Source organism: Aeribacillus sp. FSL K6-2833 (assembly GCF_037965815.1).
GTDB lineage: Bacteria > Bacillota > Bacilli > Bacillales > Aeribacillaceae > Aeribacillus > Aeribacillus composti.
In genome coordinates, this window is sequence record NZ_CP150189.1 from 325,854 (window position 1) to 345,825 (window position 19,972).

Here is a 19,972-nt window from a genome sequence, read left to right on the forward strand (position 1 = left end):
GGATTTTATTGGAGGATGCACAATGGATTTTAACGCAAGCAATCAGACGATTCGAAATGAACGAGATGCAAGGCTCGTAGAATATGTGGAGCGCATTGCAGAGAAAATTCGACAGACAGCTGATAAATATGATGAAACAGGAGAATTTCCGTTTGAGCATATCGAAATCCTGAAAAAAGAGGGTTATCATAAGCTAACAATCCCTAAAGAATATGGAGGTGAAGAACTTTCATTATATGAAATTTTGCTTGTACAAGAACGATTAGCGAAAGCCTGTGGTTCTACGGCACTGGCGATAGGATGGCACTTAATGGCATTCTTTAGCCTTAGGGATTTCCGGCCTTGGAAAGAAGAAATTTTTGCGAAAATATGCAGAGAGGCCGTTGAGGAAGGTTCATTATTAAATGTTTTTGTCACGGAGCGGACATCAGGCAATATTGTAAGAGGCGGAACCCCATCAACAATTGCGAGAAAAACGAAAGACGGATATATCATTTCAGGAAGAAAGGCATTTGCAACATTGGCGCCAATTGTGTCGCATTTTACGATTTTGGCATATGTCGAAGAAGAAGATAAAACGGCCGAATTTTTAATTAAAAAAAATGATTCGGTACAATTGATAGATACATGGAATGTTTTGGGAATGAGAGCAACAGGCAGCCATGATATCGAACTGCATGATGTGTTTGTGCCGGAAGAGGCGTTATTGTCTTACATTGACAAGGGGAAGAACAACCGCTTTAAGGGCAACAGCAGTGCCTACACGCTGCAGTTGCCAGCCATTTATTTAGGGATTGCGATTGCTGCCAGAGATTTTATTTTAAAGTATGCGGCTGAGAAATTTTCACCAAGTCTAGGAGATGTTATTCTAGAGGCGCCGCATGTTCAGGATAAAATTGGAGAAATCGAAATTTTAATCGCTGTATCAAGATACCTGTTATACGGTTTAGCTGAAAAATGGGACCGAAATTTACATGTTCGAGATAAGTTAAGCAATGAAGTCTCTATTACAAAATATACAGTATGTAATAATGCGATCAAAATAGTAGAGCTGGCTATGAGAATCGCAGGCGGTCATTCGTTATCGAAAGATTTGCCATTAGAAAGATATTTTAGGGATGTTCAGTGTGGTTTATATAATCCTCCTTTAAATGACATGGTCGTGAGTCAAGTTTCGAAATCCGTGATTGAAGAATATCGAAATAGCTTGAAAGAAGTGCAATTTAAATAGGAGGATGCTGGAGACTGTGGGAGCATTTTCTGCTGCTGAGCAGAAAAGTGCATAATATTTGCTGACTGGAACACCAGAGGCCTTAATTTCATGAAAAATGAAATTAAGGCCTTTCTTTTTCACAATATGACAAGGAAAAAAATTTTTTGCATTGCACAAATGTGTCAAAGTATTATGGTTCATCGCCATTTTTCCAAGTTAAACAAATTAAATTAAACATAAAGAGGTTAAGATGGGAGAAGCACCATCCCCAAACGCTCGAGTAGTTCCCGCATTAAACGTTTTGAACAAAGGGGATATTGTATATAGATCTGGATAAATTTTCGGTTGGTGGAGGAAATTGATGATTAGGCTAGAGAGAGTTAGTAAAATATACGAGTCTGGTGGGAAAAAAGTAGAAGCTGTAAAAGATGTTTCGCTTCACATTAAAAAAGGCGACATTTTTGGAATCATCGGTTTTAGCGGAGCCGGAAAAAGTACACTGCTTAGGTTAGTGAATTTACTCGAACGTCCGACAAAAGGAAATATTATAGTCGATAATTATGATTTGAATTCCATATCTTCGAAAGATCTGCGGCAATTAAGAAGAAAAATTGGAATGATTTTTCAAACATTTAATCTATTTAATTCTCGCACGGTATATGGCAATATTGCTTACCCTTTAAGATTGGAGAAAAAATCGAAGGAGGAAATCCACCAACGAGTTACAGAGCTATTACAATTTGTTGGTCTTGAAGACCAAGCTGACAAATTTCCTGAACAGTTGTCAGGAGGTCAAAAACAAAGAGTAGGGATTGCACGAGCGCTTGCAACTTCACCAGACATTCTGTTATGTGATGAGGCTACCTCGGCTTTAGATCCAGAAACCACTAATGAAATATTAAATCTATTGAAAAAAGTGAATGAAGAATTCAATATTACGATTTTATTAATAACACATGAAATGAACGTGATTCGAAAAATTTGCAATCGCGTAGCGGTTATGGAAAACGGGAGAATCATTGAAGAGGGCGAGGTTTTTAATATATTTTCAAATCCTCAAGAAAAAACGACGAAAAATTTTATCAGTTCGGTTGTAAATGAAAAATTATCTTCGAGCTTGCTTGAAAAGTTAAGGAAGGATCATGAAAGAAAGCTTTATCGAATTGTATTTTCAGGAGACACTGCGAGTCAACCTATATTATCGACATTAACAGCTAAACATAATATTCACTTTAATATCATTTACGGAAGCATCAATGAACTTCAAAATCAATTGTTTGGCAATTTAATCGTGGAATTCATTGGAGCTGATTCTCAAATTGAAGAAGTATTAAAAGAGTTGACAGAGATAGTTGAAGTAAGGGAGGTCACAAACGGTGAAAGTTGATTGGACGACGTTTTGGCCTAGAATACTTCAAGCAACAGGTGAAACGATTACAATGGTCATTTTCACATTGATTTTTGCTAGTATTTTAGGAATTATCATGGGACTACTGCTATTTGTCACCCGTAAAGGCAATATTTTAGAAAATAGATTCATCTTTTCATTTTTGAATTTATTAATCAATATTATTCGACCTATACCGTTCATCATATTTTTAGTTGCCATCAGCCCGCTTACGCGATTCGTTGTGGGAACTACAATTGGAACGACAGCGGCTATTTTTCCGATGACCATTGCTGCAGCTTTTGCCATTGCCAGGGTGGTAGAAAATAATTTAGTCTCAATTGATCCAGGTATTATCGAGGCTGCAAAGGCGATGGGGGCATCACCTATTCAAATAATATTTGGGGTACTAATTCCCGAAGCATTAGGGCCTTTAATTTTAGGAATTACATTTATCACCGTAGGACTTATTGATTTTTCCGCCATGGCTGGAACGGTTGGCGGAGGGGGCCTTGGGGATCTTGCGATGACATATGGTTATCAGCGGTTTGATACATCCGTCATGATTGTTACGGTTGTCATATTAATTATTCTTGTTCAAATTGCTCAATTTATTGGCAACATGCTTTCACGTTTCTTTTTACGCAGATAGATCAATCATATATTAGGGGGATTATTATTTTATGAAAATCAAACTATTCCATTTACTAGTTACAATTTTGGTGATTGGCCTCCTGGCGGGCTGCAACAGCAATTCAGCATCTGGGGATAAAAAAGAAAAAGTCGTTACTGTTAAGGTGGGGATTACCGGATCAGATGGACAGTATTGGGACATCATTAAGAAAAAAGCGTTAGAAAAAAATATTAAGGTAGAATATGTCGAATTTTCCGATTATGTGCTGCCAAATACTGCACTTGTCAATGGCGAGGTAGATGTGAACGCCTTCCAGCATCTTGCATTTTTAAGCCAATTTATCGCGGAAAATAATGTGAATATTGTGCCGATTGGCTCAACTGTTGTTGCTCCTTTAGGATTGTATTCGGAAAAATATAAAGATGTATCCGAGATCCCAAATGGTTCAAAAATTGCGGTTCCAAATGATCCGGCTAATTTAGGCAGAGGGCTAAAGGTACTGCAGCAAGCTGGATTAATTGAGTTAAGGGAAGATGTCGGTCTTTATCCAACAGTAAAAGATATCGTTAAAAACCCAAAAAATATTGAAATAGTAGAAGTCGTTGCCCAACAGACTCCTAGAGTGCTGCCTGATGTAGCCGCATCTATTATTAATGGCGGAATAGCTGGTCAAGCCGGTTACACTTTAGCAGATGCCATTTTTCATGATGATCCAAACAGCAAAGATACACTGCCGTATGTTAACGTTTTTGCCACTTTAGAAAAGAATAAAGACAATGAGGCATATAAGACCATTGCGGAAATTTATCAGACAGAAGAAGTAGCTAAAGCAGTAGAAGAAGATACGAAGGGTGCAAGCATTGTCACAAAGGTGCCAGTACCAGAACTGCAAAAAGAATTAGATCGCTTAGTTGAAAATATTAAACAAGGCAAAGAATAACATAAGGAAGGAATTGTTTATTTGCGAGCAAGGCTGCATTTGAATTTGATGACATTCGACTGATAGAATCGGAATTTGTACTTTTGAAAAGATGCTGGAGTGAGAAATATGGCAAAGCAGATAATATTAAATCTTTTTGATATGGCAGGAGCTATGCATAATTCTCACGGATTATGGAAGCATCCTCAAAATAAACGCCATCTTTATTATAATGATCTACATTATTGGATTGAGTTAGGAAAATTGTTGGAAAAAGGGAAGTTTGACACCATTTTTTTTGCAGATGTAGCCGGAGTGTATGATGTCTATCAAAATAGTAAAGATGCTGCGATTCGAGACGGCGTTCAAGTTCCGCTAAATGATCCGGCCTTTATTGTACCAGCGGTGGCAGCTGTTACAGAGCATTTGTCATTTGTAGTAACGGTCAGCACAACGTATGAACATCCGTTTTCAAATGCACGTCGCTTCTCCACATTAGATCACTTTACAAACGGCAGAATTGGCTGGAATGTTGTCACCTCATATTTGCCAAATGCTGCGCAAAACTACGGCCATAAAGAAATTGTTAAACATGACGAGCGTTATGATATTGCCGATGAATTTATGGAGGTTTCCTATAAGCTTTGGGAAGGCAGCTGGGAGGAGCATGCGTTTGTTGGCGATGCGGAAAATGAAATTTTATTTGATCCCGAAAAGGTTCATGAAATAAACCATAATGGGCGATATTTCAGCGTAAAAGGCCCGCATTTAACATATCCTTCTGCACAGCGGACACCTGTTATTTTTCAGGCAGGTTCTTCTGAACGCGGCAGAGATTTCGCCGCCAAGCATGCAGAGTGTGTATTTGTTGGCGGGTCGACGCCCGAAAAATTAAGATTTTATATTCAAGATATTAAAGAACGGGCTGAAAAATACGGACGGAATCCTGAAAATATTAAAGCATTTACGTTTTTAAATGTCATTGTGGCAGAAACGACAGAAGAAGCTGAATTAAAATATGAGGAATACAATCGATTGTGGAGTGCTGAAGCGGCAAAAGCTCAATATGGCGGTTCAACAGGCTATGATTTATCTAAATATGAAGATAAAGACGCTTTTTTTGAATATAAGCATACGGAACATGGTCAGTCTCGAGCTGCTTCATTAACGAAAGATGCGCCAAGAAAATTAACTGTTCGAGAAGTGTTAAACAAGTTTGAAACGATCGGAAGGAGTAATGTATTAGTCGGCAATCCCGTTGAAATAGCTGACAGCATTCAATTCCAGATCGAACAAACTGGAATCGACGGGTATAATCTTGCAAATCTTATAACGCCTGGAAGCATTGAAGAGTTCATTCATTTCGTTGTTCCGGAGCTGCAAAAACGTGGAATCTATAAAAAAGAATACGAGAAAGGAACACTGAGGGAGAAGCTGTTTGGTACAGGGAAAAAGCTGCTGCCAGATGATCATACAGGTGCAAAATATCGGAATTTTTAACAATTTTAAAGTTTGCTTCTCCTTCAGCTCATAATGTTGGAGGTAATAATGGAATTTCGTACAGTTGGAAGGACAGGCATTCATGTTTCAAATTTATGCTTTGGAACAATGTCATTCGGCGGCATTGCAGATGAAGAAACTTCCATTATGATGTATAAGCAATGTCGAGAAGCCGGGATAAACTTTTTTGATACAGCGAATGTTTATAATGATGGACGTGCTGAAGAAATTCTTGGAAAGTGTATTGCCGGTCATCGAGATGAGATTGTTTTAACCTCTAAAGCAGGCTTGCCTACAGGCAAAGATTTAAATAGCGGCGGTTTATCGAGAAGAAATCTTTTTTTATCAGTTGAACAAAGTTTAATAAGATTGGGCACTGATCGGATTGAATTTTATTTTGTTCATCTGTTTGACGAGTATACAGATATTGAAGAAGTCGTTAGAGCTTTAGATGATTTACAAAAACAAGGGAAGATTTTATTCCCCGCTGTAAGTAACTGGGCTGCCTGGCAAATTGCAAAAGCTCTAGGAATATCTGAAAGAAAACAGCTAGCACGATTTGAGTTAATTCAACCGATGTATAATCTCGTAAAACGGCAAGCGGAGGTAGAAATTTTTCCGTTAGCTCAATCAGAGCAATTAGGTGCCATAACTTACAGTCCGCTCGGCGGAGGCTTATTAACCGGAAAATATAACAGTACAAACAAGCCGGAGCAAGGAAGATTAGTAGAACAAAAGAATTATGAGAAAAGATATAGTCATCAGTATTATTTTACTGTTGCACATCAATTTACGGAGCTGGCGAAACAATTTGGATATCATCCTGCTTCTTTAGCAGTTTCATGGGTATTACATCATCCTGCTGTAACTGCTCCAATTATAGGAGCACGTAATCCGGAACAACTGGCCCTATCGATTGCTGGGGCAGAAATCCCTTTAACTGCCAGTGAAAGAGAACAGATATCCGCATTGTCAGATGCGCCTCCATTACCAACGGATCATAGTCCAGATGAGGATTTATTTAGCAAATATAGAAAGTAATCCAGAGGAAACGGTGCTAGTGTTTTAAAAATCTAGCATAATAATCGATTTCACACTTTGACAAATTTGAAATCAGAGAATGGTTATGCTGTCTTTTCCTTTAAAGCCAATTTGTGAAAAGCTGTTGGAGCAATCTTTTCTTACGAGAGGGTGGATTTAAGTATTCTAATGATGAACACAGAGCTTGGTAAATGGACATCCATTTCCTGAATTAAAACAATCGTGGTGTAAACTGCGGTGTAAAACAAACGGATTGATGAAACAGTTGAACGTTTGAACTTTCACATTATTTTTTGCGGTAATACGCGAAAAAGATGTGGTTGGTAAATTTAAAAAACAAAACAGGAGTGTTTGATGAATGTCAAGCCAAAAACCATTAAATCAAAGGATTAACTTCAAAAATAAAGATGAATCAAATTCTCTAACTTTTACCAGCCCAGTAAAAGTTGATTCACCAGAATTAGAATACTTAATTGCTGCAATTGCAGAAGATGCTGAAAAACGCAGAAGTACTGGGAGTAAAGATCATCCATATTATGCCTTTGATTTAATCCGAAAATCTCGATTGGGTGCATTGCGATTACCTGTTGAACTTGGCGGCAGCGGTGCAGATATTCGTGATCTTTTTCAAATTTTAATACGTTTAGCGGAAGCTGATCCAGATGTCGCACACAGCCTTCGTTCACACTTTTCCCAAGTGGAGAAATTTTTGCTGCTTACGGATGAAAAACTCCGTGAAAAGTGGCTGCAAAGAGTAGCCAATGGAGAAATCATCGGCAATGCTTCTGCTGAAATTTCATCCAATAATGCTGGAAATTTGGTTTTTGAAACAACTTTATCACCGGATGGTGAAGGCTTCCTATTGAATGGCAAAAAATACTTTAGTACCGGCACACTGTATGCAGACTGGGTAGTTGTTACGGCATCAACTCATGAAGGAAGGCCTGCATCGGTAATAATTCCGACAAATCGTGAAGGTGTCATCATTGAAGATGACTGGGACGGCATCGGACAAAAATGGACAGGAAGCGGTACTACACGTCTTCACAATGTGTATGTCAATCAAGATGAAATAACATATATTGATGGCTCCAAAACGCCTTTCAACTCTTTTCTGCAGCTCTATTTGCATGGAGTGATAGCGGGCATCTTGCGGAATGTGGTGACAGACGCTAAAGCTTTAGTTCATGGAAGATCACGGACATTCAGTTTTGCTGCTGCGGATACACCTCGACAAGATCCGCAACTGCAGCATGTCATTGGACAGCTCTCAAGCAGCGCGTTTACCGCAGAAACTATTGTCCTAGCTGCCGCAGATGCAATTGATGCTGCTCTGAATTCAGCAGTTAATGGAGTGATCGATTATTCTCTGAGCCATGAAGCTTCCCTGCGAGCTGCACAGGCCAAGGTTATTATAGATCAACTTGCCTTACAGGCCTCGACGCTTCTTTTCGAGGTTGGAGGGGCATCCGCAACGAGACAATCAAAACATCTTGACCGTCACTGGCGTAATATTCGCACTCTTGCTTCACATAATCCAACAGTTTACAAAGCTAGAGCTATTGGCGACTACGTCGTGAACAGTACAGATCTTCCAATAAGAGAGGTTTACTTTTAAGGATGTTTTAAAAATTTTATATATAAAAAGTCCTGCGGTAATATGTCAAGGTGAAAAATCATAGAAATTGGAAATTCCCTTGTCCGATGATCCGAAAAAAGGCAATACTGAAGAAACCCAGTATTGGTACATGTAATAAACTGGGTCTAAAGGTTGATATTGGTATACCAGATCGATCCTCTTATCGATCTTCCCCCTTTCTTGGCGTGTAGATTTGACCGTTGCGTAGCAGCGCATCGATCACACGCACGAGTTTTCTAGCGGTGAGGACGAGGGCTCGTTTATGTTGGTGTTTGGGCACTTCCTCATACTTCTTCCGGTAGTACGCACGAAACGTCGCATCATGCCGTTGCACCGAGTTGGCAGCCTCCACTAGGTAGTAACGGAGATAGCGATTGCCGGAACGAATGAGGGAGGTGTCCTCGGCTTGAAAACGGCCCGATTGGTGCTTGGACCATGTCAAGCCGGCATATTTTGCCAAGGCGGCCTGGTTGTGAAACCGCTCGATTTGCCCGATTTCGGCCAGGATGCCTGCGGTATAAACCGGTCCGATGCCTGGGATGGTTTGCAGTGTGTTCGGAATGCCTTCAAGATGGCGGGTAATGGCTTTATCGAGCTCTTTGAGCTGCGATTGCAGGCTGCGGATTGATTGAATCGACAGCCCTAACAGCAAGTCGATGGAATCCTCGACACACTTGGACAACCGATACGACGAACGGGCCGCCTTTTGAATCGACTTGGCGATGCATTCCGGATCGGCAAAGCGATTGCGCCCTTTTTGGCGCAGGAAGTCGGCCAACTGCTTGACATCCATTTGGCAGATGTCATCGAGGCTCCACGACTCAAGCAGCAGTTCGAGAATGGCATGTCCGAAGATCGAACTGTCCACCTCTTGGGTAAAGGAACTGCATTTGTAAAACAAGTGCTGGAGAAAATACTGTTTCTCACGGGTTAACTGGTGGACGAGATGATATCGCATGCGTGTCAGTCGCTGAAGCGCGAGAAACTGCTCCTTGAGGACAGCCGTCATCTTCAGACGGCCGAAGCGAAGCCGATCCGCAATGATCCAAGCATCGATGTCATCCGTTTTCTCCAAGTCGACATAGGCTTCTTTAAACTTGCGAATGAGCTTTGGATTGATCGTAAACACCTTGACGTTCCAAGCCTGCAAGGCCTCCTGCTGGTGGAAAAACATAGCTGGATGCCAACTGTAGACCGAGGTGGCTTCCATCCCGATCAGAATTTCGGTTGGCTTTCGCTTGTTAGCCCACAGGAGGATTTGATCCCGAAGGAAGGTGGCGCCCAGAAGATGATTATCCACTTTGAAGCGTGCGCACGTATTTCCTTCATGATCCATAATGCAGGTGGCTAAGTCGCGTGAGCTCACGTCGATCCCGACGTAGAGTTTCATGAGATCACCTCCTATTGTTGTAGGATCGAGGGGTAGGACTCTTCGGGATGCCCCCGGATCGCGCCTGTTGACCAGTCACCCTCGCATATGAGAACTCACGTTGGACCATGGGCTGCCCTGGAAGCTGCTCCTTCCAGCATGGGGAAAACCAACGGGAACAGCCTGCGGGTTAGACGTCCAAACAGGGGCCGAGGAGACAGACTTTACAAGTAGTCAAAGCTACAGGAGTGAGAAGAGTATCCCCGATGATCCTAAGACCATTATCCAGGAACATTGCGAAAAGTCCAACCCCGGTACGCTCAACCCTTTGTGGGAGGGGCGCGCCCCTCCCACAAAGGCAACCACCCAAGATATGCGATTGTCAAGGAGCGTATCGGACTGGAAATTCGATAAAAAAACTTTCTGAAACTTAGTATACGAGGAGTGTTTAAAAATGAGTAACTATGAAACAATTAACAAAAAGTATTCAAGAGCATTTATTGAGGAAATTAGGGAGAAAGTTAAGCCAATTATTGAAGAAGTCATTAAACCAAGCGCTGAACGAATTGACAAGAGTGGGGAGTTCCCGCGTGAAAGTTTGTTAGCCCTTGCGAAAGAAGGATGGAATTCAGTAACATTTTCTGAAAAATGGGGAGGATTAGATTTAGGATATTTAGGATTTTCCATCGTGGCTGAAGAAATCGGGAAAGTTGATGCGTCAACAGCTTTAGTATATGCTATGCATGTTGGAGCAGCACAAGTAATTGTTTTATATGGAAACGATGATCAAAAGAAACGGTGGCTGCTCCCTATCAGAGATGGTGCGATCGGAACCTTTGCTGTTAGTGAAAAAGCTACAAGAGGTCATGTATGGTTTAGCTTAAGCCAGGCTGAGCGCGATGGCAGCGATTATATCATTAATGCTGAAAAATCCTTTACGACAAGCGGAGGCCAAGCAGATTTTTATATTTTGCAAACGAGAACCCCTGATTCTGACGACCCTAGTAACATTAGCTTCTTTATCGTTGACGGCCATAATGACGGTATAGTTGCAAAGCCATGGAATGCATTAGGTGTAAGAGGAAGCCACAGTGGTCCAATTACGTTTAACAATATAAAAGTAAGCGGCCGCGATCTAGTGGGATACGAAGGGTTAGGAAGAGAAATCATGGATGAAGGCGCAAACCCTATTTATATACTGGGTATTGCATCTGTTTGGCTCGGTGTTGCCCAAGGTGCACTAGAACTGGCTGTTAAACATGTTAAGAACGCAGTTAACAAAGGATTTAATAATAGTTTGGCTGACCATCAAGTCATTCGTGAAAAATTGGCAGAAGTGAAAATAAGAATTGCAGGTTTAAAAGCATGGCAGATAGATTTAGCAAGACATTATGATGAATTGCTGGCAGAAGGGCAACCTATAAGCTCATTGGCATCCGAAGTCATAGAATTTAAAGTGAAAGCATCCGAAACAGCAGATTTTGCTGCACGAATTGCGATGGATGTAGCGGGCGGTTATGGCTATATTGAAGGACCTTTTGAACGGCTTTACCGCGATGCCCGGGCAGGAATCCCAATGGCTCCATCTAATAATATCGCCCGCGACCAAGTGGCAAAAATTTTATTAGAATTGCCGTTGAATCTTTGGAATGAGAATGAAAGAAAATAAACCAAACCAGCAATGCATTTTTATTTGGAGTCTGAAATTTGTAAGAACTTTACTGCCTATTTAGGATAATGATGAATGGATGAATCGGTAGGTCAATTGTCTGTAACGCTGTTAGAATAATTATGAATTAATGAATAAATGACCAATTGCTCAAAAATCTGTTGTTTTTTACAATGTTTTAAAGACTTATTTTGCCAAACTTTAAAAACTCTAGATATAACCATTTCGATGAACTATATGAATAAGCCTCACACTTCTTTTTTATAGTAGGTGTGAGGTTTTATTTTGTGAAAAATAGAGGACATTCGCAATTTTAAGTGGCTGATCATTTACAAGGGAAGTAGACGAGAGTTTTGCCTGTCAGGGAAGCGTATAACAAACAACATCTCAACTTTAAAACAGAAGAAGCATTGAAAACTGAAAGCGCGAGACTTAAAAGTGTTTTTTCAACGTTTATGGGAAAAGACAGATTTTCACGTTAGACGTCAATGAACCATAAAAAATCAAAAAGCATTTTTCACTGTGAGAAGTTGTGCGGCAGGCAAATTCCTTGTAATACCATTGAACAGTTTTTTACAATCCTTATAAGGAGAGTTTAAAAGGAGTTGAAAAAATGACGAATTCTCAGAAAAAAAGATTGGAAGAGATTGAATTCTCAGTTTTGGATTTGGCTCCTGTTTTATTAGGGAAAACGCCGGCTGACACATTCAAAAACAGTTTAGACCTTGCGCAAAATGTTGAACGATTTGGATATAAACGTTATTGGCTTGCAGAGCACCATAATATGGAGGGCATCGCAAGCTCAGCTACTTCTGTATTAATAGGCTATATTGCAGGAGGTACGAAAACGATTCGTGTAGGATCTGGAGGCGTCATGCTTCCGAACCATGCTCCTCTTGTGGTTGCTGAACAATTCGGGACATTAGAGTCGTTGTATCCAGGTCGAATTGATTTAGGGATAGGACGTGCTCCTGGAACAGATCAGGTGACATCCATGGCATTGCGAAGAAATTTACATGGGTCAGTATCAGAATTTCCAAACGACGTCCAAGAACTCATCAATTATTTTGCTCCGAAAGAGAAGCGGAAAGGGTATGTACGCGCAGTTCCTGGTGAGGGATTAAATGTTCCTGTTTGGCTGCTTGGATCAAGTACGTATAGCGCTCAGCTTGCAGCAAAGCTTGGACTTCCTTTTGGGTTTGCAAGCCATTTTGCACCGAATCACTTATATGAAGCACTGAAAATATATCGTGACCAGTTCCAGCCGTCAGAACATTTGAAGGAGCCGTATGCGTTGGCGTGTGTGAATGTCGTGGCAGCAGATACCGATGAAGAGGCGAAGTATCTTGCAACCAGCTTGTATCAAATGTTTTTGGGCGTGATCCGAGGAACTTCTAGATTGTTGCAGCCTCCTGTTGAAAGCATGGATGGAGAGTGGAATGAATTTGAAAAAGAAGCGGTACGCCATCAGCTTTATTTTTCGTTTGTTGGATCTAAGCAAACAATAAAAGAGAAGCTTCAAAAATTTTTGGATGACACTCAGGTAGACGAAATAATGGTTGTTTCATATATATACGACCATTCGGCTCGCGTGCATTCGTACCGTATTTTATCTGAGATAAAGAATGAAATGTAGTTCTTTTATTTTAAATATGTTATTTTCGGCAACTATCAATACTGTTTAACTTTTTCAGTTCGGGAAGAGATCTGAGAGCGGCAGACTCCTTTTTCAGAAATGTTATTTATGCTGTCATAAAAGCAACGATGTTTATGAATTGTGGATTCTCGAAACAGGCTATCAGCTTTGCTGACAGCTTGCTATTATTTCTCTGATAGCAGATATTTGATGTAGTTATAACTTTTCTGAAATGGGCTGCCCGATGAGTTCCTAAAATGAAGGATTTTGGAGCAATACTACTGTGAAGGACAAAAAAATCCTGTCCTTCATAGAGGCATGAAGTCAACTAGAAGCAATTGTATGTGCTGAATGTCTGTCATAAAACTTTTGAAGAACGAATTCAGAAAGAGAGCATAAGAAAAGTCCTTCATAGACTTCTGAAGGATATAAACAAGATAGAAAAAATGACCTGTCCGATAAGTTCCTAAAATGAAGGGGCTCCAAAAAGTCAGTTAATCCTGACTTTTTGGACAGCCCCGCAACATTTTTTATATGATGCGATTTTAAGAGAATTGCTGAAACTAGGCAAAAAAAGATGCCATTTCAGGGAATATTCCAATTCTAATAGCTTATAAAATAACAGTAAACGCTTACAAAACAGGAGGTTCAAAATATTTTTTTTCAAAACGTTGTTGTTTTTTAAACGACGGCATGTTTCTTTATTATTGATTGAATGTTAGTTCTTAACTTTTGGGGCTGCCGGCTGACTTACTTTCTCAAATGTGATCAGTGCGTTCCAGCTGCCGGAAGATTGGCCGTCTGCCCAATATTTCGGTTGGTCATCGTCTTCAAGCATGCTTAATAGCATGGCGAGATGTCTTCCGCCTGATTCTACCTTTGCCAGACGGGCGTATTGAGGAAGCATTTGATAGGCTGCATCATATTCTTTGTTTAATATATAACTAATGAATTGTTTATCTAGTGCATGTTCTGAAGCGGTCGGTTTATTGTGTCTGCCGCGGACTAAATTGTGGGAAAGTGCGCCGCTTGAAACAAATACAATTTTCTTTTCGCTTTCTTTTAATACTTTTGCAATCAGCTGTCCCCATTTATACGTTTCATCTAAAGTGGCAGCCATCGTCACGGACAAATTCACAACAGGTATGTCTTCATTCGGCACAAGGTATCTAAGAGGCACAACCGTTCCGTAATCCCAAACATAGTAAGGGTCGTCTATTCCTACAACTTGCAGTCCAGCATCTTGACCGATTTTTACTAGTTCATCACCAAGCTGTTTATCTCCGGGATATTCATATGGAACATCACGAATTAAATCAGGACATTCAAAAGCGGTTAAAATGCCCTTATGGACAGGAGTGCAATCAACATAATGGAAAAAAGTCGACGGCCAATGGCAGGAAACAAGAACGATGGCATCCGGTTTTAAATCATAAATTGTCTTTGACATCTTTTGCATTTCAATGGCCATATTCTTTTGAAAGTCGGGGACTTGGTCAAAATGGCACATGCTTGGCACATGAGGCGCTAACATAGCCAGCTCAATCGTCATCGCTACTTCTCCTCCTTTAAAATTATTTTCTTACTTCAGATGCGGGTTTGCCCGCAATTCCCCAATGGGTTTTTGGCACCTCTGTCACTAAAACGCGGATGTTTTCTTTTGGTGAATCGAGCGTTTCCGATACAGTATTTGTTACATTTTGAATTAACTCCTTTATTTTCTCTGGCGGCCTGCCCTCCATGATTTGAATAGTAACAAAAGGCATGTCATCCCTCCTATCAGGTAAGAAATTTTTTTCTTCCGCTATTTAAACAACATGGAAGCTTACTTCGCCCAATCCGTCAAATTTTCCTGTGACATAGTCGCCTTTGTTTATCAAGACGGCGCTCGTGATTCCTCCTGTTAGAATGACATCACCTGCACGCAGCTTTTGTCCTTTTCGTGATAACATATTGGCAAGCAGAGCGACGGAATGGGCAGGATGGCCAAGCACAGCGGCTCCGGCTCCTAACTCTTTTATTTCGCCGTTTATGGAAAGAGTCGATCCAACTAAATCAAGTTCTAATCCTTCCGGCTTTTTCAAAGACGTTCCGAATACAACCCGGGATGTTGACGCATTGTCAGCGATTACATCAGGAAGCGTAAAATCAAAATTTTCATATCGGCTGTCGATGATCTCAAGAGCCGGCATCACGTATTCTGTTTTCGCAAGCACCTGTGCACCATTGACACCAGGTCCTTCAATATCTTCTTTTAATACAAAAGCGATTTCCGCCTCCACTTTTGGGTGGATTAAGTCATGAAAAGGCAATGCTCCGCCGTTATTGATCACCATATAATCGAATACATAGCCGTAAATAGGCTCATTGACCTTCATTTGCTTCATCTTAGCAAAACTTGTCAAACCCATTTTTGGACCGATGATACGGTGACCTTCATTTATTTTCATATTGACAATCTCTTGTTGAATGGCGTAGGCTTCTTCGACGGACAAATCCGGTTTTAATGAGGCCGTTACCTTTTTTACTTCACGTTTTTCCTTTTCCGCTGTTACTAAGTAGTCAGCAATTTTTTTTATATCTGCGCCAGCCATTTGCTGCATCCTCCTTAAGTATGTGCCGTTTGTTTTTGTTTTGAAATTTCAGCAGCTACATCAATAATCATATCCTCTTGACCGCCAACAACCTTTCTTTTGCCAAGCTCAACTAATATGTCGCGCGAATCAATTCCGAATTTTTTGCTGGCAGCTTGTGCATGCAACAGGAAGCTTGAATATACTCCAGCATATCCGAGTATTAGTCCATCTTTTGTAATTTCTTGCGGCTTTTCCAAAATGGGGGCTACTATGTTTTCGGCTACGTCCATAATTTTGTATAAATCGATTCCGGTGTTGATTTCTAAACGGTTGAGCACCGCGATTAATACTTCCGTTTGAGTGTTGCCTGCACCGGCGCCTAAGCAGCGGATGCTTCCGTCAATCCGCGTCGCTCCTTCTTCAATGGCTGCTAATGTATTGGCCATTGCTAGGGAAAGATTGTTATGGCCATGGAATCCGATTTCAATTGACAAGCTGTTTTTTAAAGCTTGAATCCTTTCTTTTACTTCATGCGGCAGAAAGGCGCCAGCTGAATCGACAACGTATACAACATCAGCTCCATAACTCTCCATAAGCTTTGCTTGCTCAACCAGTTTTTCTGTTGGGACCATATGGGCCATCATCAAAAAACCGACAGTTTCCAATCCTAATTCTTTTGCGAAAGCAATATGCTGTGCTGAAATATCCGCTTCTGTTACATGAGTGGCGATTCTCGCCATTTTTACCCCCAGCTGTGCAGCTTGTTTTAATTCTTTCATTGTCCCGATTCCCGGCAAAAGCAAAACAGCAATTTTGGCATTTGTGACAGTAGATACAGCGGCTTCGATCAATTCCATTTCATTTGTTAAAGAAAGTCCGTATTGCAGAGATGAGCCACCTAAACCGTCTCCGTGCGAAACTTCAATATAAGGTACATTGGCATCATCCAACCCTTTTGCGACGGCTACGACTTGATCCACAGTATATTGATGTCGAATCGCGTGGCTGCCGTCTCTTAAAGCGACTTCAGTAATCAGTATGTTACGTTCTCCCACGATATTCACTCCTTCCTTAAACATTCACTTTAGAAGTAATATTTTTCGCCCATTCCTCCGCCACTTTCACTGCTGCGGCTGTCATGATATCCAAATTGCCTGAATAAGTCGGCAAATAGTCTCCAGCGCCTTCCACTTCGATAAAAACTGTTATTTTATTTCCGTCAAAGAGAGGTTCTTGTCTTAAGCGATAGCCCGGTACATAAGATTGGACTACTTCCACCATATCCTTGACGGATTGAGTAATCTTTTTTTGATCGACAAAATCATTTTCTACAAGGCAATATATCGTATCTCTCATCATAATCGGCGGTTCAGCAGGGTTTAAAATAATGATAGCCTTCCCTTTTTTAGCGCCGCCGATTTCCTCGATTCCGCGCGCTGTCGTTTCGGTAAACTCGTCAATATTTGCTCTAGTTCCGGGACCGGCGCTTTTGCTTGAAATCGTTGCCACAATTTCTGCATATTTGACAGGCTGAACTTTGTTGATGGCATGAACGATCGGAATCGTCGCTTGGCCTCCGCATGTAATTAAATTAATGTTGTCGGCATCCAAATGTTTATCAATATTTACAGGAGGTATGACAGACGGACCGACGGCAGCAGGTGTTAAGTCAAGAACTTTTTTCCCTGCTTGCTTCAGCAATTTTGCATGGCGTATATGAGCTTTTGCGGAGGTGGCATCAAATAGAATATCCGCTAGATCGGGATTTTCTAAAAAACCTTTAATGCCGGTATCAATCGTGTAATATCCGAAATCTTTTGCTTTTTTTAATCCGTCCGATGAGGGGTCAATTCCGATGACCGTTGTAAGCTCCAATACATCTGATCGACGGATTTTGTACATTAAATCTGTTCCGATGTTGCCGGACCCTAAAATTCCAACCTTTACTTTATTCATAAAATTCTCCTTTCAATCTATTATTCTGTAAATGATACAGTTACATGCCCGAGATGAGCGAACCGCGCCGTAAAGACGTCTCCAGCTTGTGCATCAGCGGCTCTGGATAGAGCGCCTGATAAAATGATTTCTCCGGGACGTAAAGAAATATCAAAATCAGCCAGCCTGTTGGCGAGCCATGCGACACAGTTTGCCGGATTGCCTAATGCTGCTGCGCCGACACCGGTATTGACTAGTTCCCCGTTTTTTGTCAAGCTCATTCCAATTAATTCGAGATCAACATTTTCTATTTTTTCCGGTTTTCCTCCCAATAAGAAATATCCGGATGAAGCGTTGTCGGCAATGGTGTCAGCCAGCTTGATTTTCCAATCTTTAATGCGGCTGTCGACAATTTCTAATGCCGGAACAATATAGTCAGTTGCTAAGATCACGTCTAAAGCGGTTACGTTTGGACCTTTAAGCTCCTTTTTTAAAATGAAGGCAATTTCAGCTTCTACTCGCGGCTGCAAAACTTTTTTCATGGAAATGCTTCCGCCGTTTTCAACGACCATGTAATCTAATAAATGTCCATAGTCCGGTTCATCGACTCCAAGCAGCTTTTGCATTGCTAAAGATGTTAAGCCGATTTTTTTTCCGACAATTTTTTGACCTTGATCGACCTTTCTTTTTATATTTTCCAGTTGTATAAGATAAGCTTCTTCGGCAGTCAGATTCGGATCAACGGAAGTAAGAGGATCTGTCGCCTTGTTTAAAGCTTCAGCTTCCTGCAGTTGATTGGCAAAGTTGGCAATTTTCGTTGTTAACATTTTTTCCTTCCTTTCTCATTCAGACAGAATGATTTGGTAAGCAGGCTATTTTAACATACTCCTTATGTTTCAACGGCACCTGAAATTATAGCTTTATCGTTATGTTTGAAAGCTCTGTATAAAAATCTAAGCTGTGCATGCCGCCCGTTCTGCCAATTCCGCTGTGCTTCATTCCTCCAAACGGCGTTCGTAAATCACGCAGGAACCAGGTGTTGACCCAAATGATGCCTGCTTCAATTTGATGTGCCACCCTGTGTGCACGCCGTAAATTATTTGTCCAAATAGTTGCGCTTAATCCGTAATGTGTATCATTGGCTTGGGCTATAACTTCCTCCTCCATGTCAAACGGAGAGACAGTTACAACTGGGCCGAATATTTCTTCCCGTACGCAGCGGGAATTTCGATCCAAACCAGTTATGATTGTAGGTTCGAGATAATAACCCTTATCTAATCCGTCTGGACGCTTTCCGCCTGTTAAAATTTCTGCCCCATCTTGCTTGGCTATGTCGATGTAGCTGTTGACGCGTTCGTAATGTTCCTTGCTTACGAGTGCGCCGACATCTGTGCCATTTTCAAATGGATCGCCAATCTTTAATTCTTTTGTTTTCTTTACAAATTTTTCTAAAAACTCTTCATAAGCTGGGCGCTCTACATAAATTCTTGAACCGCAAAGACAAACTTCGCCTTGGTTAATAAAGCTTGATTTGATGGTAGTTTCAATGACTTCATCTAAATCTGAATCGGCAAAAATAATGTTTGGATTCTTGCCGCCCAATTCATATGAAAGTTTTTTCAAGGAATTAGATGCTGCTTTCATAATGGCTGCTCCTGTACCTGGTTCACCGATAAAGGAAATGGCGTCAATGTCAGGATGTTCGGCAATTGCTGCCCCAGCGGAGTTTGGACCAAAGCCATGAACAAGGTTGACAACTCCGTCCGGAACACCGGCCTCTTTGCAAATTTCCATTAATGCAGTAGCGGTTAAAGGAGTCCACTCTGCAGGTTTAATAACAGCTGTGTTGCCCATTCCTAAACATGGAGCCAGCTTCCAGGTCAATAATAAAAGAGGTAAATTCCAAGGCTTGATAATTCCCACTACTCCGACTGGGCGTCTGTGTGCATAATGAATGGCCTGATCATCTTGCTGATAAGCTTCATTCGTAATCGAAATGATGTAGTCTGCGAAGAAGTGGAAGTTATAGGCAGCACGGGGAATGTCAATTTTTTTGGCAAGAGATAGCGGTTTTCCTGTATCTAATGATTCCAATCGTGCCAGCTCATCCTGTCTTTCTTGGATTAAATCGCCAATGCGCCGCAAAATTTTTGAACGCTCCGTTAATGTTATGTTTTTCCAAGGACCGTTCAAAGCCCTTTTGGCAGCGGAAACGGCATAGTCGACTTCTTTTTTTCCTCCTTCAGCGACTGTTCCGATTACTTCCTCAGTTGCAGGATTAATATTGTCAAAGGTCCTTTTGTTATCGGATTCAACAAATTGTCCGTTAATAAAATGCAAGCAGTTAATCGTTCCGTTTGAGTTGATTGGCATGATTCACCCTCCCGAATATCATCATAAATTTCAACTGTGACTTTAATGGTAGTTTCCCTATGTTGCACTTTCAACTTCTAA

General features: G+C 41.0%; 17 protein-coding genes. 9 read left to right on the top strand and 8 right to left on the bottom strand.

All coding sequences use genetic code 11. The features are described 5' to 3' along the window. Positions 1 to 22: 22 nt before the first annotated feature. From NSQ94_RS01715 to NSQ94_RS01745, 7 genes are all read left to right on the top strand, one after another. Complete coding sequence (locus NSQ94_RS01715; RefSeq protein ID WP_339229979.1) at positions 23 to 1,231, top strand: acyl-CoA dehydrogenase family protein; 1,209 nt, start codon at positions 23 to 25, stop codon at positions 1,229 to 1,231. A gap of 343 nt (positions 1,232 to 1,574) precedes the next feature. Further along, positions 1,575 to 2,600, top strand: a complete 1,026-nt coding sequence (locus tag NSQ94_RS01720) for an ATP-binding cassette domain-containing protein (protein WP_339229981.1) — start codon at positions 1,575 to 1,577, stop codon at positions 2,598 to 2,600. Then, entirely contained in the window at positions 2,590 to 3,252 is a 663-nt protein-coding gene (locus NSQ94_RS01725; protein WP_066247161.1) for a methionine ABC transporter permease, read from the top strand. Before NSQ94_RS01720 ends, NSQ94_RS01725 begins: the two co-directional genes overlap by 11 nt. A 31-nt stretch (positions 3,253 to 3,283) precedes the next feature. Continuing rightward, on the top strand, positions 3,284 to 4,174 hold the full coding sequence (locus tag NSQ94_RS01730) for a MetQ/NlpA family ABC transporter substrate-binding protein (protein ID WP_063386546.1): 891 nt from the start codon (positions 3,284 to 3,286) through the stop codon (positions 4,172 to 4,174). 108 nt (positions 4,175 to 4,282) lie between these two features. Continuing rightward, positions 4,283 to 5,653, top strand: coding sequence for an LLM class flavin-dependent oxidoreductase (locus NSQ94_RS01735; RefSeq protein ID WP_339229983.1), 1,371 nt, complete (start codon positions 4,283 to 4,285; stop codon positions 5,651 to 5,653). Between the two features lie 48 nt (positions 5,654 to 5,701). Next, the gene (locus tag NSQ94_RS01740) at positions 5,702 to 6,694 is read left to right on the top strand and encodes an aldo/keto reductase (protein WP_339229985.1); all 993 of its coding nucleotides are present in this window, start codon (positions 5,702 to 5,704) and stop codon (positions 6,692 to 6,694) included. Between the two features lie 358 nt (positions 6,695 to 7,052). Further along, positions 7,053 to 8,312 carry an acyl-CoA dehydrogenase family protein gene (locus NSQ94_RS01745; protein WP_339229987.1) on the top strand — a complete coding sequence of 420 codons (1,260 nt, stop codon included), beginning with the start codon at positions 7,053 to 7,055 and terminating at the stop codon, positions 8,310 to 8,312. Between the two features lie 181 nt (positions 8,313 to 8,493). On the opposite strand, the gene NSQ94_RS01750 is transcribed toward NSQ94_RS01745, so the two are convergent. Further along, positions 8,494 to 9,723 (bottom strand): IS110 family transposase, encoded by a 1,230-nt coding sequence (locus tag NSQ94_RS01750; RefSeq protein WP_027725928.1) that lies wholly within the window; start codon positions 9,721 to 9,723, stop codon positions 8,494 to 8,496. Between the two features lie 433 nt (positions 9,724 to 10,156). On the opposite strand from NSQ94_RS01750, the gene NSQ94_RS01755 reads away from it, so the two are divergent. Together NSQ94_RS01755 and NSQ94_RS01760 are read left to right on the top strand one after the other, a co-directional pair. After that, complete coding sequence (locus NSQ94_RS01755; RefSeq protein ID WP_063388388.1) at positions 10,157 to 11,371, top strand: acyl-CoA dehydrogenase family protein; 1,215 nt, start codon at positions 10,157 to 10,159, stop codon at positions 11,369 to 11,371. A gap of 613 nt (positions 11,372 to 11,984) precedes the next feature. Further along, positions 11,985 to 13,007, top strand: a complete 1,023-nt coding sequence (locus NSQ94_RS01760; RefSeq protein ID WP_339229989.1) for an LLM class flavin-dependent oxidoreductase — start codon at positions 11,985 to 11,987, stop codon at positions 13,005 to 13,007. A gap of 718 nt (positions 13,008 to 13,725) precedes the next feature. On the opposite strand, the gene NSQ94_RS01765 is transcribed toward NSQ94_RS01760, so the two are convergent. From NSQ94_RS01765 to NSQ94_RS01795, 7 genes are all read right to left on the bottom strand, one after another. Further along, positions 13,726 to 14,559: an MEMO1 family protein gene (locus tag NSQ94_RS01765; RefSeq protein WP_094244966.1), complete on the bottom strand. Its 834-nt coding sequence runs from the start codon at positions 14,557 to 14,559 to the stop codon at positions 13,726 to 13,728. Between the two features lie 22 nt (positions 14,560 to 14,581). After that, positions 14,582 to 14,773: a 4-oxalocrotonate tautomerase gene (locus tag NSQ94_RS01770; RefSeq protein ID WP_063388385.1), complete on the bottom strand. Its 192-nt coding sequence runs from the start codon at positions 14,771 to 14,773 to the stop codon at positions 14,582 to 14,584. A gap of 42 nt (positions 14,774 to 14,815) precedes the next feature. Further along, on the bottom strand, positions 14,816 to 15,601 hold the full coding sequence (locus NSQ94_RS01775) for a fumarylacetoacetate hydrolase family protein (RefSeq protein ID WP_130157905.1): 786 nt from the start codon (positions 15,599 to 15,601) through the stop codon (positions 14,816 to 14,818). Positions 15,602 to 15,615: 14 nt separating this feature from the next. Beyond that, complete coding sequence (gene dmpG / locus NSQ94_RS01780; RefSeq protein ID WP_339230698.1) at positions 15,616 to 16,641, bottom strand: 4-hydroxy-2-oxovalerate aldolase; 1,026 nt, start codon at positions 16,639 to 16,641, stop codon at positions 15,616 to 15,618. A 13-nt stretch (positions 16,642 to 16,654) separates the two neighbouring features. Then, a complete protein-coding gene (locus tag NSQ94_RS01785; RefSeq protein ID WP_063388382.1) occupies positions 16,655 to 17,539 on the bottom strand; it encodes an acetaldehyde dehydrogenase (acetylating) in 885 nt (294 codons plus the stop codon). A gap of 20 nt (positions 17,540 to 17,559) precedes the next feature. Beyond that, positions 17,560 to 18,345 (bottom strand): 2-keto-4-pentenoate hydratase, encoded by a 786-nt coding sequence (locus NSQ94_RS01790; RefSeq protein ID WP_066247143.1) that lies wholly within the window; start codon positions 18,343 to 18,345, stop codon positions 17,560 to 17,562. Between the two features lie 85 nt (positions 18,346 to 18,430). After that, positions 18,431 to 19,891, bottom strand: a complete 1,461-nt coding sequence (locus NSQ94_RS01795; RefSeq protein ID WP_063388380.1) for an aldehyde dehydrogenase — start codon at positions 19,889 to 19,891, stop codon at positions 18,431 to 18,433. Positions 19,892 to 19,972: the final 81 nt, after the last annotated feature.

Bases quoted from the DNA above. Each gene is read 5' to 3' on its own strand.
- NSQ94_RS01715 (WP_339229979.1), top strand. From the start codon at position 23: ATGGATTTTAACGCAAGCAATCAGACGATTCGAAATGAACGAGATGCA.
- NSQ94_RS01720 (WP_339229981.1), top strand. From the start codon at position 1,575: ATGATTAGGCTAGAGAGAGTTAGTAAAATATACGAGTCTGGTGGGAAA.
- NSQ94_RS01730 (WP_063386546.1), top strand. From the start codon at position 3,284: ATGAAAATCAAACTATTCCATTTACTAGTTACAATTTTGGTGATTGGC.
- NSQ94_RS01735 (WP_339229983.1), top strand. From the start codon at position 4,283: ATGGCAAAGCAGATAATATTAAATCTTTTTGATATGGCAGGAGCTATG.
- NSQ94_RS01740 (WP_339229985.1), top strand. From the start codon at position 5,702: ATGGAATTTCGTACAGTTGGAAGGACAGGCATTCATGTTTCAAATTTA.
- NSQ94_RS01745 (WP_339229987.1), top strand. From the start codon at position 7,053: ATGTCAAGCCAAAAACCATTAAATCAAAGGATTAACTTCAAAAATAAA.
- NSQ94_RS01750 (WP_027725928.1), bottom strand. From the start codon at position 9,723: ATGAAACTCTACGTCGGGATCGACGTGAGCTCACGCGACTTAGCCACC.
- NSQ94_RS01755 (WP_063388388.1), top strand. From the start codon at position 10,157: ATGAGTAACTATGAAACAATTAACAAAAAGTATTCAAGAGCATTTATT.
- NSQ94_RS01760 (WP_339229989.1), top strand. From the start codon at position 11,985: ATGACGAATTCTCAGAAAAAAAGATTGGAAGAGATTGAATTCTCAGTT.
- NSQ94_RS01765 (WP_094244966.1), bottom strand. From the start codon at position 14,559: ATGACGATTGAGCTGGCTATGTTAGCGCCTCATGTGCCAAGCATGTGC.
- NSQ94_RS01770 (WP_063388385.1), bottom strand. From the start codon at position 14,773: ATGCCTTTTGTTACTATTCAAATCATGGAGGGCAGGCCGCCAGAGAAA.
- NSQ94_RS01775 (WP_130157905.1), bottom strand. From the start codon at position 15,601: ATGGCTGGCGCAGATATAAAAAAAATTGCTGACTACTTAGTAACAGCG.
- NSQ94_RS01785 (WP_063388382.1), bottom strand. From the start codon at position 17,539: ATGAATAAAGTAAAGGTTGGAATTTTAGGGTCCGGCAACATCGGAACA.
- NSQ94_RS01790 (WP_066247143.1), bottom strand. From the start codon at position 18,345: ATGTTAACAACGAAAATTGCCAACTTTGCCAATCAACTGCAGGAAGCT.
- NSQ94_RS01795 (WP_063388380.1), bottom strand. From the start codon at position 19,891: ATGCCAATCAACTCAAACGGAACGATTAACTGCTTGCATTTTATTAAC.